Source organism: Mesorhizobium sp. 2RAF21 (genome assembly GCF_052115345.1).
Classification (GTDB): Bacteria; Pseudomonadota; Alphaproteobacteria; order Rhizobiales; family Rhizobiaceae; genus Mesorhizobium; species Mesorhizobium terrae.
In genome coordinates this window covers 213646-226272 of record NZ_JBFRGM010000005.1, presented here as the reverse complement: position 1 = coordinate 226272, position 12627 = coordinate 213646, and the positions used below count along the sequence as shown (strand labels likewise).

At 64.8% G+C, this 12627-nt stretch carries 11 protein-coding genes and 1 pseudogene; 7 read left to right on the top strand and 5 right to left on the bottom strand.

Annotation, left to right across the window (positions count from 1 at the left end; translation table 11 throughout):
• Window positions 1-26 precede the first annotated feature (26 nt).
• The gene (locus AB4136_RS10370; RefSeq protein WP_024923721.1) at window positions 27-1226 is read right to left on the bottom strand and encodes a helix-turn-helix domain-containing protein; all 1200 of its coding nucleotides are present in this window, start codon (window positions 1224-1226) and stop codon (window positions 27-29) included.
• A 223-nt stretch (window positions 1227-1449) separates the two neighbouring features.
• On the opposite strand from AB4136_RS10370, the gene AB4136_RS10365 reads away from it, so the two are divergent.
• From AB4136_RS10365 to AB4136_RS10355, 3 genes are all read left to right on the top strand, one after another.
• Window positions 1450-2403, top strand: a complete 954-nt coding sequence (locus AB4136_RS10365; RefSeq protein WP_036253957.1) for an AraC family transcriptional regulator — start codon at window positions 1450-1452, stop codon at window positions 2401-2403.
• A 210-nt stretch (window positions 2404-2613) separates the two neighbouring features.
• Entirely contained in the window at window positions 2614-3156 is a 543-nt protein-coding gene (locus tag AB4136_RS10360) for a helix-turn-helix transcriptional regulator (RefSeq protein ID WP_081769993.1), read from the top strand.
• A 263-nt stretch (window positions 3157-3419) separates the two neighbouring features.
• A complete protein-coding gene (locus AB4136_RS10355) occupies window positions 3420-4061 on the top strand; it encodes a hypothetical protein (protein WP_244431205.1) in 642 nt (213 codons plus the stop codon).
• A gap of 870 nt (window positions 4062-4931) precedes the next feature.
• Here the strand turns inward: AB4136_RS10355 and AB4136_RS10350 are convergent.
• Window positions 4932-5531, bottom strand: coding sequence for a hypothetical protein (locus tag AB4136_RS10350; protein ID WP_161773073.1), 600 nt, complete (start codon window positions 5529-5531; stop codon window positions 4932-4934).
• Between AB4136_RS10350 and AB4136_RS10345 the strand changes: the two are divergent.
• The 3 genes and pseudogenes from AB4136_RS10345 to AB4136_RS10335 form a co-directional block, all read left to right on the top strand.
• A pseudogene (locus tag AB4136_RS10345) lies at window positions 5472-5657 on the top strand (hypothetical protein); the annotation flags it as partial. The gene AB4136_RS10350 and the pseudogene AB4136_RS10345 sit on opposite strands and share 60 nt — an antisense overlap.
• Before the next feature lie 39 nt (window positions 5658-5696).
• The gene (locus tag AB4136_RS10340; protein ID WP_441931237.1) at window positions 5697-8519 is read left to right on the top strand and encodes an autotransporter outer membrane beta-barrel domain-containing protein; all 2823 of its coding nucleotides are present in this window, start codon (window positions 5697-5699) and stop codon (window positions 8517-8519) included.
• A gap of 2 nt (window positions 8520-8521) precedes the next feature.
• Entirely contained in the window at window positions 8522-9046 is a 525-nt protein-coding gene (locus tag AB4136_RS10335) for an invasion associated locus B family protein (RefSeq protein WP_024923726.1), read from the top strand.
• 99 nt (window positions 9047-9145) lie between these two features.
• On the opposite strand, the gene AB4136_RS10330 is transcribed toward AB4136_RS10335, so the two are convergent.
• Window positions 9146-9571 (bottom strand): VOC family protein, encoded by a 426-nt coding sequence (locus AB4136_RS10330; RefSeq protein ID WP_024923727.1) that lies wholly within the window; start codon window positions 9569-9571, stop codon window positions 9146-9148.
• Window positions 9572-9768: 197 nt separating this feature from the next.
• On the opposite strand from AB4136_RS10330, the gene AB4136_RS10325 reads away from it, so the two are divergent.
• Window positions 9769-10539: a helix-turn-helix domain-containing protein gene (locus AB4136_RS10325; RefSeq protein WP_024923728.1), complete on the top strand. Its 771-nt coding sequence runs from the start codon at window positions 9769-9771 to the stop codon at window positions 10537-10539.
• A 43-nt stretch (window positions 10540-10582) separates the two neighbouring features.
• Here AB4136_RS10325 and AB4136_RS10320 read toward each other — a convergent pair whose 3' ends face one another.
• Window positions 10583-11023, bottom strand: coding sequence for a YqaA family protein (locus AB4136_RS10320; protein ID WP_024923729.1), 441 nt, complete (start codon window positions 11021-11023; stop codon window positions 10583-10585).
• Window positions 11024-11065: 42 nt separating this feature from the next.
• Window positions 11066-12586, bottom strand: coding sequence for a multicopper oxidase family protein (locus AB4136_RS10315; RefSeq protein WP_024923730.1), 1521 nt, complete (start codon window positions 12584-12586; stop codon window positions 11066-11068).
• Window positions 12587-12627: the final 41 nt, after the last annotated feature.

The following is a 12627-nucleotide window of genomic DNA, read 5'->3' as shown; positions in this document are numbered from 1 at the left end:
GCCTCAGGAGCCCTATCACTGTCGTCTCAGGCGGTCGGTGCGACAAAGCCGCGAGCCAATGCCACGAGCGCGGCCTTGCTGTGTGTGCGGGTCTTTTCGTAGGCGGCCTTCAGGTAATTCCGCACCGCTCCGATGCCTAGGCCCAGGGTGGCAGCGATCTCAGGAATTTCCAGCCCGCTGGCCAAAAGAACGACCACGTCGCCCTCGCGCCTGGTCAGCCGGAAAACATCGACCAGCGCCGCCCGGTCGACCACGACCTGGGCATCCGGCTCAGTGATGAAGATTGCCGCAACGGCGCGGCGATGCGACAGCCCCTGGGTCTCGAAGGAAGCCGCCGGCAGCACCGACAGCAGCAGCGGCGAGCGGCTGTGTTCGCGCGGTAGCCGCAACCTGATTTCGGCCGAACCGTCGTGAATGGCCAACCGGCCGAGCCGGCCAAAAATCTCCTGCAGGCTGCGGTTGCCGCCCGGGTCGGTCGCCACCAGCCTGTTTTTCTGCAGGGCGAGCCCTTCGGCCCGGTCCAATATCGCCGCGGCGCGCTGGTTGACGAAACAGACGCAGCCCTCGCCATCGACGATCACCAGTGCCGCAGAAATGCGGTCGAGCAGGTGCGCCAGCCCCCTGGCACTGTCCTGCGCGTGGTTGAGGCGCTGCTGGACCTGCAAGGCGGTGGCGAAATGGGGAACGAGTGCGGCCAGGCCCGACATCTCGTCCGCACCGAAATCGGCGGCGCTCCGACCCCGGCATATGGCCAACGCATATTCATCCCCGGCGCCGAACCGGGCGAGTGCGGCATGGAAGCCGCGCATCGGCCTGACCACCTCGTTGTAATAGCCGCTGCGCTCGAATTCGCGGTCGGAAATCAGCGTCGCGCGGGTCATGGTCGTGCCGCGCAGCGCCGGCAACGGCGACGCCGGACTTGCGCCGGCGGCAAAGCTGACGAATTCGCGATCGGCCGATCTTGCTATGGCAGTCGCGTTAGCAACCGACGGCCGCGCCGCCGCGAGTTCCGCGCCGGCGCTCAGACTGCGCGCGAGGATATCGACGTCGAGACGGGTACTGGCCAGGAGCTGGCCCGGTTCGGTCCTGGTCGGCAATCGAACCAGGACGGCATGATCTCCGCCGGTCAGTTCAGCCACATCTTCCAGCGCAAGCGACCACTCATGCGGCGCCAGCGCGGCCGCATGGATGCGATTAACCGACGAAAGAAGCCTTGCCTGATCCATTGACCCCCGGGCGCGGTACCAAATGGCACTGGTCCAATTTTTATCTTATAGTCAAAAACAGCGGAGAAATAAACATTGCTCCGGTTCGTGGATACAAATCCACCCTGGCCGGAGTTGTTTTTCGTGCATCGCAGATGACTGGCCGCAGGCACAATATCCGTGCGGGCTCGTTTGAGTTGATCTTCGCAATGAGGCCCCTTCAATGACCGTCGGATCTTTTCCGATGCAGCGCTTGTCGACGCAAGGCATGCAGCACGCCGGCCAGATGGCCTTCGTGCATGACTTCGTGGCGCGCCAGGTGGGCGGGCTGCACCTGCACCCCGTCGACAAGGACAATATCGCAATGGACCTGGAGGCCATGACGCTGCCTGGCAGCGTCACCGTCGGCCATGCGCTCTACCCGGCGATGTCCGGCGCCCGCACGCGCGACCTGACGCAGGACGGCCGCGACAACTACCTGCTGACCATGCACAGCGAAGACCATGAAATGGAGGTGGATGGCGGCGAACCGATCAAGATCAAGGCCGGCGACCTTTTGTTCATCAACCAGGCCCGGCCGTTCAAGTTCTGGAAGGGCAAGTCCGCCCGCCTGCAGGCGATCTCGCTCGACCGGCAGGTGCTGGCACGCCTCGCTCCCCGTGTCGACGTGGAGCCGACCTATATCGTGCCGCGCGTGACACAGCAGTCGCGGCTGTTCGCGGATTATGTCTCCATGCTGCTCAAGAACCCGCCGACGACCGAGAAGGCGCAGGAGATCGTCTCGCGGCACGTTCTCGATCTCAGCGCGCTGGCGCTGGACGATTTCGTGCGCGGCGGCGCCGAGCGCAACGACAGCGGCATCGCCGCCGCACGGCTGAAACTGATCAAGCAGGATATTCTCGAACGGCAGCACGACCCGGACCTGCACATCAATGCAGTGGCCAAACGCCAGGGCGTGACGCCGCGCTACATCCAGCGCCTGTTCGAAAGCGAGGGCTCCACCTTCTCCGATTTCCTGCGCGGAACCAGGCTGGACCTGGCTTTCCGGCTGCTGCACAAGCGCGATCTGGCCCGATTTACCATCGCCGCCATCGCCTATGACGCCGGCTTCTCGGACATCTCGTCCTTCAACCGCGCGTTTCGCCAGCGCTTCGACGCGACGCCGTCCGAAGTACGCGCCAAGATATTAGCCAACTGACCTCCAGGCACGGGCGCCGGTGTACGGAACGCGCTGACAGACAGTGCCGGGACACGCCTTTGCGTTCCCACCAACCCACTGATTAAACTATAGTTTTTTCACTTTCCTTTACCTGCCGGCATTGTTCGTTTCCAGCATAGATCGTTCGCTGCCGCCCAAGACGGCGGCGGTTTCCCCAGCGTAGACGTTCAGCCAGGCGGTGTGGAGGCCATGCCTAGAGGACGCACCGCCGCCATTTCCGAGATGCGGTTGAAGGGGGACGGACTTTTGAAACGGATATTCGCCACCATACGCCGGCGCGACCCGCCGGCAAGCGACAGGGCGCGCGAGGTGATGACGCGCCACATCTTCGATCTCACCGCACTGGTGCTCGACGGCTTTGCGCGCGGCGGCGGCAAGCGCAAGGACAAGGGCATCGCGGCGGCGCGGCTGAAGCTTATCAAGCAGGACATTCTTGAGCGGCTGCATGATCCGGGGCTGCACATCGATGCCGTGGCGCGGCGCCAGGGCGTGACGCCGCGCTACATCCAGCGCCTGTTCGAAAGCGAGGGCACCACCTTTTCCGACTTCGTGCGCGGAAGCAGGCTGGACCTGGCATACCGGCTGCTGCACGAACGCGATCTCGTCTCAACCACCATCGCCACGATCGCCTATGACGCCGGCTTCTCGGACATCTCGTCCTTCAACCGTGCGTTTCGGCGCCGCTTCGAGCTGACGCCGTCCGAAGTGCGCGCCAGGCTGCTGGCCGGCTAACGCGGGCCGCGCCGCCGCCCTCGTCCCGGTCGCGCCCGACCGGAGGGAGCGGCGACGCCCGCCGCCGACCAACCGACTGAATATGCTTCAATTTTCGTCACCGGCCACAATCGTCGCGCTTTGTTCGTTTCCTGCATAGGTCGTTCGCCCTCGCCCAAGACGGCGCCAGTTTCCCCGGCGTAGACGTTCGACCGGCGGTGCAGAGAGCGGTTCTCGAGGGTGCGTCGCCGCAACTTCTAGGAAGCGGTCGAAGGGGGCGGATTTTGAAACGGATCGATGTTCTGGGTGCACGGCTCCTGGCGGGGAGCGGCCATCCAACGAGGAGGCCACACGAGACGCAGGCGGCGTTGCGGGTGACCGAGGCCGTGCGCCCCTGGCAGCGCACCACCGGCGGCCTCACCAAACTGCTTCGGGCGACGCGACACATTCTGGCTGCTGTATTTTGTGCCGGGGTGACGTTGGCGTCGAGCCCGGCGACGGCGCTGACCAGCAGCGAGGCTGCCAGCGTCGTCGATCTCATTGAAGCGCTGCAGCCGCAGCTCGGACCCTTCGCCTATGACGAGGAAATCGTCGCCGAATGGTTCGAGCGCGACGCCGAGGGCTCGCGGCTGATCACCACGGCCGGCTTCACCGCCGAGAGCTGGAAGGCGGCGGTCGGCGAGACGATGCGCGGCTTCCTGGCGGTGGTGAGCGAGGCCGAACTCCATGGCGTGTTCGGCGACCTGAAGACCGGCATCCGGCGGCTCAGCCAGCTCAACGACGTCCAAAAGGAAGAGGCCATCGCCTCCCTCGACGAGGAATTCGACAAGATGCTGGCCATGCGCGCCGAGGGCGAACCCTTCGTCGACGTGGTGCGGCCGCTGGAAGGGCGCCTGCGCGAGGTCGTGCTGACCCGGACCGAATGACGGCCCGCAACGGCTGTTCCCCCACCCCTATTCGAACAGAGAGCACATTTCATGACACATCTGGTCCCCTCGCCGGCACGGCGGCTTCCGATGACCAAACGCCTGCTTCTGTCGGCCACCGCGCTGGTGGCGGCCGGGACGGTGCTGGCGACGCCGGCGGGTGCTGCGCCAATCGTCTACAACACACCCGGCCCCCACAACGATGCGATTGTGCTCAACAGTGGAAATACGGCCCAGGCCATGTGGGCCACAAGCAATGTCACGGCTACATTTTCCGGGACAGTGGATTTTCAATCCGGAGGCCCAAAAACACTAATAATTGGCAACACGACAATTCCGGATGGGAAGGTAATTTTTTCACCGTCAGACCTGAAAACAGATAGCCAGAAATCAAATCTATACTTAAATGCTGGAATTCTTTCCATTGGCAATCAATTAGCGAGAGACGCGCTCAGCTCGGGGCGGTTGAACCTATCTTTATTTGGCGGCACATTGGATCTATCGGGTTCATCTCTCGCGGTACGCGATTTTAGCGGAACTGGAAACTCGAAAATCCTCAACAGCACCGCAGGCACCATCGCGTCATTGACGATCATGACAGCGGCAGGGTCGCCATCGCTTAACCTCGCAAGCACAATTTCGGACGACACCGGCGTTGTCGCGTTGGATATCCGCGGAAGCGGTTACGTTGATGTGCGCGGCAACAACAGCTATTCCGGTGGCACGTCGATCATCGGCGCGCAGGTCTATGCCGCTCACTCGAATGCGCTTGGGACCGGCACAATATCCATGCTGTCGACCGCCACCAATACCGCCTCGCTCTGGCTCAGTAATGGTATCATTCTCAACAACAACCTGTATCTGGACAGTTCACAACCCGTTAACCTCGGCGCAGCGGTCGTAGTAAGCGGCACGTTGCGTGGCGACATCAGCGGTGATGCCGACATACGCAAGGTCGGCGGGGGCTGGCTCCGATTGCAAGGCCAGCACCTTGGCTCTGGCCGGGTGCTGGTCGAGGAAGGCGACCTCGTAGTCGGGTCCGCCCAACCAGGTTCGGGCACCATCAACAACATGTCGGAAGTTCATATTTCGCGGCTCGCGACATTGCGTGTTCGAGAAGACGAAGCCATCGGCCATCTGGCCGGGAGAGGAACCGTCGATGTCGGCACGAATGCCGCTTTCTGGGTTGGTATGGACGACAGCAGCATGACCTTTGATGGAAACATCACAGGGCTCGGTAGATTTTTCAAAACCGGCCAGGGGACGCTCACGCTGACGCAAGCCAGCACATTTGACAGCGCTTTCTACCTGCAGCAGGGCGGCCTCTCTGTGCGCGCAACAGACGCGCTGGGTACCAGCACCCTTTTTACCGACGAAGACACGCGCCTCACCCTCGCCGATGGCGTTCGCCTGGACAACTACATCATAATCGATGACATCGGCTTCGAGATCGAGGTCGCGAACAATCATTCGGCCACGCTCGGCGGGGATATTACATCGGGCAACGGCGACTATGGTTTCCAAAAAACCGGCAGTGGCACGTTGGTCCTGACCAGCGCGGATTCAGATGTTGACTTAGTCGAGGTCAACGGCGGCACGCTGCGGGTCGACGGGCGCTTACGCGTCAACGAGTCAGTGACCGTTCAAGCCGATGCCACGCTGACCGGCCGCGGAACCGTTGACGGTGACGTGACGATCGATGGCGGCGGCGTGCTGAAGGGCCGCGCGGGCGACCGCCTCACCGTAACCGGCGACATGATGCTAAACGACGATTCCTACATCGACGTCGCGCTCGGCGCACCCAGCACCAGCGCCCTGTTCAACGTGGGCGGTAACCTCACGCTGGACGGCGCGCTGACGATCACGGATGCCGGCGGCTTCGGCCGCGGCATCTACCGGCTGTTCGATTATGAAGGCGGGCTGACCGACAACGGCCTCGAAATCGTCGGCTCGCCGCCCGGCATCCCGCGCACCAACATCTCGGTCCAGACCGCAATCGCCAACGAGGTCAACATCGTGGTGGCCGGCGACGATCCCGGCCCCGGCGAGGTTCCCGAAACGCAGTTCTGGGACGGCGGCGGCACCACGGCCGACGGCCGCATCGGCGGCGGCACCGGCACCTGGAACAACACCACCACCAACTGGACGCGCGTCAATGGCGACGCCAACGACGCCTGGGGCGGCCGCTTCGCCGTGTTCCAGACCGAGGGCGGCGTGGTCAGCGTCGACAGCAGCGGCGCGCCCGTCACCGTCACTGGCATGCAGTTCGCCACGGACGGCTACACCGTCACCGGCGGCAGCCTGACGCTTTCGGCGCCGCAGACGCTGATCCGCGTCGGCGACGGCACCGAGAACGGCACGCAGATGACCTCCCGTATCAGCTCCAACCTCATTGGCAGCGGCGGGCTGGTGAAGGACGATCTCGGCACGCTGGTCCTCGACGGCGTCAACAGCTATGCCGGCGACACCATCGTGCGCAATGGCTGGCTGGTCGGCGATGTCGACAGCATCCGCAACAACCTCCTCAACAATGCCGGCGTCACCTTCCTCCAGCATGAGGACGCCACTTTCGCCGGGGTCATCGAAGGCACCGGCCGCACCGTGAAGGACGGCAGCGGCACGCTGAAGCTCGCCGCCGGCAGCACGACCGACTGGGAGGTGGGACAAGGCGTGCTCGTCTCGCAGGCCGGCCAGTTGCGCGGCGATGTCGAGATCGGTGGCGAAGGCATGCTGCAATTCCAGCAAGCCGCGTCGGCCGCCTATCAGGGCGTGCTTTCCGGCAGCGGCGCATTCGACGTCGCCGGGCAGAACAATGCGCGCGTCATCCTGAGCGCCGACAGCTCGGCCTTCAACGGCACGACAAGCGTGTCGTCGGGCGAACTCACGGTGGACGGCAAGCTCGGCGGGCAGACCACGGTGCGCAGCGGCGGCAGGTTGTCGGGCACCGGCACGCTGGCCACGGCCAATGTCGAGGCGGGCGCCATGCACGGCCCCGGCAATTCCGTCAGCACCCAGACGGTGACCGGCAACTACACCAACCGTGGTACGCTGCAGGTGGACATCACCCCTACGACTGCCGACAAACTGATCGTCGGCGGCAATGTCGACATCGGCGGTGCCACGCTGGATCTTCTGATGAGCTCGGCGCCGCTGTCGGAATGGAATAGCGTCACCGGTCCCTACACGCTGATCCAGAACAACGGCCAGAACGCCATCGCCGGCCAGTTCGCCAGCGTGCTCAACCCGCTGGCCTTCCTCAGCCATTCGCTGAACTATGTGGGCGGCGACGGCAACGACCTGACGCTGCAACTGACCCGCAACGCGGTGAAATTCGCCGATGCCGGCAAGACCCGCAACCAGATCGCGGTCGCCACCGCGCTCGACCGGATGGCTGGCGACAGCCGGCTGGTCGGCCATGTCGCGCTGCTCAGCCAGACCGACGCGCGCGCCGCCTTCGACCGCCTTTCCGGCGAGATCCATGCCTCGGCCAAGACCGCGCTGATCGACGATTCGATCCATGTCCGCACCGCCGTCAACGACCGCATCCGCGCCGCTTTCGAAGGCGTTGGAGCAGCGGCGATGCCGGTGATGTCCTATGGGCCGGAAGGCGGCCAATTCGACGCGGCCAGCACCGACCGCTTCGCGGTGTGGGGCAATGCCTTCGGCAGCTGGGCCAATGTCGACGGCGACGGCAATGCCGCCAAGCTCGAACATTCGATCGGCGGTGTTTTGTTCGGCGGCGACGCGCTCGTCAGCGAGGCGGTGCGGCTTGGCGTCCTGGCCGGCTACACCCAGTCGAACTTCTCGATCGAGGAACGCGCTTCGTCGGGTTCGAGCGACAATGCCCATCTTGGCATCTATGCCGGCGCGAAATGGGGCCGCGTGGCCTTGCGCGGTGGCCTCGCCTATGCCTGGCACGACATCGAGACGGCGCGCCGCGTCGCCTTCGGCGGCCTGTCGGAGCAGCTGAAGGGTGACTACGACGCCGGCACCTTCCAGGCCTTCGGCGAAGCCGGCTACCGTATCGATACGGCGGTCGCCTCCTTCGAGCCTTTCGCAGCGCTTGCCCATGTCAGCCTGCGCACGGACAGCTTCGCTGAGACCGGCGGCATTTCGGCGGTGACGGCGAAGAGCCAGACGACGAGCGTCAGCTACACCACGCTCGGGTTGCGCGCCTCGACCGATTTCGTGCTGGCCGGCATGGGTGCCACGGCACGCGGCACGCTGGGATGGCGTCATGCCTTCGGCGACGTCACGCCGGCCTCGGTGCAGGCTTTTGCCGGCTCGCAGCCCTTCGCCATCTACGGCGCGCCGCTCGGCCGCGATTCCGCGATCATCGAGGCCGCGCTCGACCTCGACCTGACGGCGAAGGCCACGCTGGGCTTTGCCTATCACGGTCAATTGGCGAGCAATGCCCAGGACCACGGCATCAAGGCCAATCTCGGCGTGAGGTTCTGATCATGGCCTTGCTCAGATTGATGACCATGATCAGCGCCGGCGCACTGTCGACGACGGTGCTGGCGCAGGCGCCGCAACTGCCCGGCGGCGCCACCTCGCTCAACGAGACCTATCAGGACTGGACCGTCGGTTGCCGGGTGGTGAACGACACCAGAAGCTGCACCATCACCCAGCAGCAGCAGCGCCAGGACGGTCAGCGCGTGCTGGCCATCGAATTGCGCAAGCAAGCCGACCAGGCGGTGCCCGGCCTGCTCGTCCTGCCCTTCGGATTGTCGCTGCAAGGTGGAGTGACGCTGCAGATCGACGAACAACCGGCGCTGGCCCTGCAAAACTTCACGACCTGCCTGCCGGCTGGCTGCCTGGTGTCGTTGAACTTCGACGAGGCCGCCGTCTCGATGCTGCGCGGCGGCACCGCGCTCAAGGTGACCGCGGCGACACACGACACCAAGCAGGATGTCGCGCTTTCCATCTCCCTGAAGGGCCTGGCCACGGCGCTGGACCGGCTCGATGCCCTGGAGGCAAGCTAGAAAACAGAGGCTACAGGCCCATTCACCCGTATGCCTGTTCTCGGGCCCTTCCCCACGAAGGGCCCTCTTTTTTGGCGCAGGCAAGCTGCAGGAGCGGTCTCATTCCTGCGGCGGCAGGAAGGCCGGATTGTAGACGACTTCCCACAGATGATCGTCGGGGTCCTGGAAATAGCCGGCATAGCCGCCCCAGAACGTTTTCTGCGCCGGCTTCACGATCCGCGCGCCGGCGGCGATCGCCCGTTGCATGACGGCATCCACTTCCCCCTGGCTGGCTACGTTGTGACCGAGCGTAAACTCGGTCGGGCTGCGGCCGGTCCTGGTTATGCCGGCGTCATGCGCGATGTCGGCGCGCGCGAAGATGGCGAATTTCACGCCCTGCTGCAGATCGAAGAAAGCGACCGCGCCATGTTCGAATTCGGTGCCGATGATGCCTTCGGTCGGCAGGCCAAGGCCATCGCGATAGAATTTCAGCGACGTCTCCAGATCGTCGACGCCGACGGTGATCACGCTGATCCTGGGTTTCATGGTCTTGGCCTTTCCTGTCCTCGCTTGCCTACGGCTATCGGCGCCGGGCAACATCGACATCTGTTTGCCTGACCGTAGTTCGGATTGCTTGAACATTTCGGCCAATGTTGCAGCCCGCGTGCCGGAGCGGCTTGAACGGACCGACAGCCGACCCTACCCTGTTTGCAAGACGCGTTTTTGCCCAGGGAGAACAGATCATGCAGGCGGTGCCCGCCCAGGCGACCGGCCATTACCACGAGCGTCCGGTCGCGCCGTTCCTGCGCGACTGGTTCTCCGCCGTCTGGGTTCACCAGATGTCGGAGGCAGGAGCGCCGCCGATAGTGGTGACGCCGGACGGCACGATCGACCTGCAGTGGATCGACGGGCGGTTCCGCATTGCCGGACCCGACAAGGAGCCGCAGACCGAAGCGATAGCTGCGGGCGTCGCTGTCATCGGCTTCCGCTTCCAGCCGGCCGCGGCTGCCGCCTGGCTTGGCGTGGACGCTGCCGAACTGCTCGGGCAGCGGCTGGCGATCGAGACCGTGCTTGGTCGAAAGGGAAAGCTGCTCGGCGCATCGATCCGCCAGCAGCCGAACCTCGCCGAACTGATCGCCTCCTTGGAAAGCGCCATTGCGGGACATGCCCGGAGCGAGGCCGCCGACCGCACCATGCAGGCCGCCCACCGGCTGATCGATGCCGGGCCGCCCGAGGGCGCGCCGCTCATCCCCTGGCTGGCACGCGCCCTGGCATTGAGCGAGCGCACGCTGAGGCGTCGTTTCGACGAGAGTTTCGGCTACGGTCCGAAGACGCTCGACCGCATCCTGCGCTATCAGCGCTTCCGACGCCTGTCGCAAAATTCACGTGCCTCGACGGCGGCCCTGGCGGCCGAAGCCGGTTATGCCGACCAGGCGCATCTGGTGCGCGAAACAAGGCGCCTCACCGGCAGCACTCCCGCCCGCCTTGAGCAAATATTCGCCGGCAGCTCGTGACTGGCGTCCAGATCAAGCCGAGCCTGTCGAGCCGGGCAGCGCTCTAACCCATCACCCAGGACTGGCCGGCAACGATGGCGGCATAACGCGCCGCCTTGCCTATCCCCACCAGCGCAACGAAACGCCAGATGCCGACGCGCGCGGCACCCGCGACCACGGTCAACGCATCGCCGATGATCGGCAACCAGGCAAAGGGTAGCGTCCATAAGCCATAACGCCGAAAGACGCGGCCGGCCTGCTCATAGTTTTCCGCCGAGACCGGAAACCAGCGGCTGCCCCGCAATGCCTCGATGCCGCGACCTATCGCCCAGTTCACCACCGAGCCCGCCGTGTTGCCGACCGTCGCCACGATCAGCAAACCGGCGGGATCGCCGCGACCGGCGGCAAGCAGCCCGACCAGAACCAGTTCCGACGACGCTGGCAGGAGCGTCGCGGCCAGGAAGGCGCTGGCGAACAGCGCGCCATAGGCGACGAGATCTTCCATGCGCTACCGGACTACCGGCATCGGCCGGCCATCGTCGACGGCCTAGGCTCGCACATCGACCACGCCCATCATGCCAAGTTGCTCATGCTCCAGGATGTGGCAATGATACATGCGCAGGCCCGGGCGCTCCTGCTTCAGCAACAGCCTCACCGTCTCGCCGCGGGCGACATTGACCGTGTCCTTCCAGGCCCGATGAGGAGCCGGCGTTACCTTGCCGTCGCGCTCATTCTCGATCACCTGGAACTGGGTTCCGTGCACGTGGAAGGGATGATCCATGTCGGCCTTGTTGACGATTTCCCACAGTTCGGTCTCGCCAGCCTTGGCGACGACGTCGACGCGGTTCATATCGAAAGCGGCGTCATTGATGAAGAACCCCATTTCCATGCCGCCGGCGCCCATGCCCATCTTCTCGGTGAAGACGAAGCGACGACGCACCGCCGACGTCCCCCGCGCCGCGATGCTGCGCAGCTTCTGCGGCAGCGGTGGCGCAGGTTCGGCCGGTGTCTCCGAAACATTGACCGTCAGCAGCGTCAGCCCCGCATCGTCCGGCCGGCCCGGCCCCATCCAACCACGGTCATAGTCGAGCGTGGCCAGTTGCACCACGCCCGGCTTGTCGAAGGCGACGACCAGTTCGACACGCTCGGCAGGCGCCAACAGAACCTCGTCGACGGTGACCGGCGCTTCCAGAAGTCCGCCGTCGGAGCCAATCACCGTCATCGCGGCATTGCCGAAGGACAATCTCAGGAAGCGCGCATTGGTGGCATTGAACAGGCGGAAGCGCCGCTTGGTGCCGAGCCCGACGGCGAGCGTGGGGCTCTTCTGGCCGTTGACCAGGACGTGGTCGCCGACGCGTCCGTTCATCAGGTCGACCATCGAGCTCTCGGGCATCGCGCCATCTTCGCCAAGGCGCAGATCGGTGAAGAAAAGCACGGTGTCGCTATAGGCGGCCGGCACGGGATCGGTTTTCGGCTTGACCAGGAAGACGCCGGCGAGGCCGCGATACACCTGCTCGGCCGTCTTGCCGTGCGGATGCGGGTGATACCAATAGGGGCCGGCGCTGTCGGCCGGCAGGTCGAATGCATAGACGCGCTTGGCGCCCGCTGCGACCGGGTCCATCGGATTGCCGTCCTGGTCGGCCGGCACCGGCATGCCATGCCAGTGGATGGTGCTTTCCTCGCCCGGAATGGCGTTGTCGAAGTCGATCTCGACGCGGTCGCCCTCGAAAGCCTCGATCAGCGGACCGGGGCTCGTACCGTTGTAGGCGAGGATGGGCGTGTCCAGACCTTCAACGAAGTTGGCTTTCGCCAGTCCCGCCGTCAGGCTGGCGCGAAAACGGCCAGCTTCCGTCGCCTGGTTGGCGAGCCTCGGCAGGTCGCGCAGCGGCTCGCCTTCCTTCAGCGCCAGCTCCGCCGCCGGCGTGGCGGGTTCGGCCGCCATGTTGTGCCCCTCATGACCGCCCATGCCCGGCATGGCGTTCATGTCATGCCCCTCCATCTGCGCGAGCGCGTGGCCACCGGTGGCCAGCACGGCAAGGCTGGCGGTCAGGAAAGTGCGCCGATGCATGATTTTCTCCTTGTTGGGTCTTGTAGACAGTCTGGTCGCGG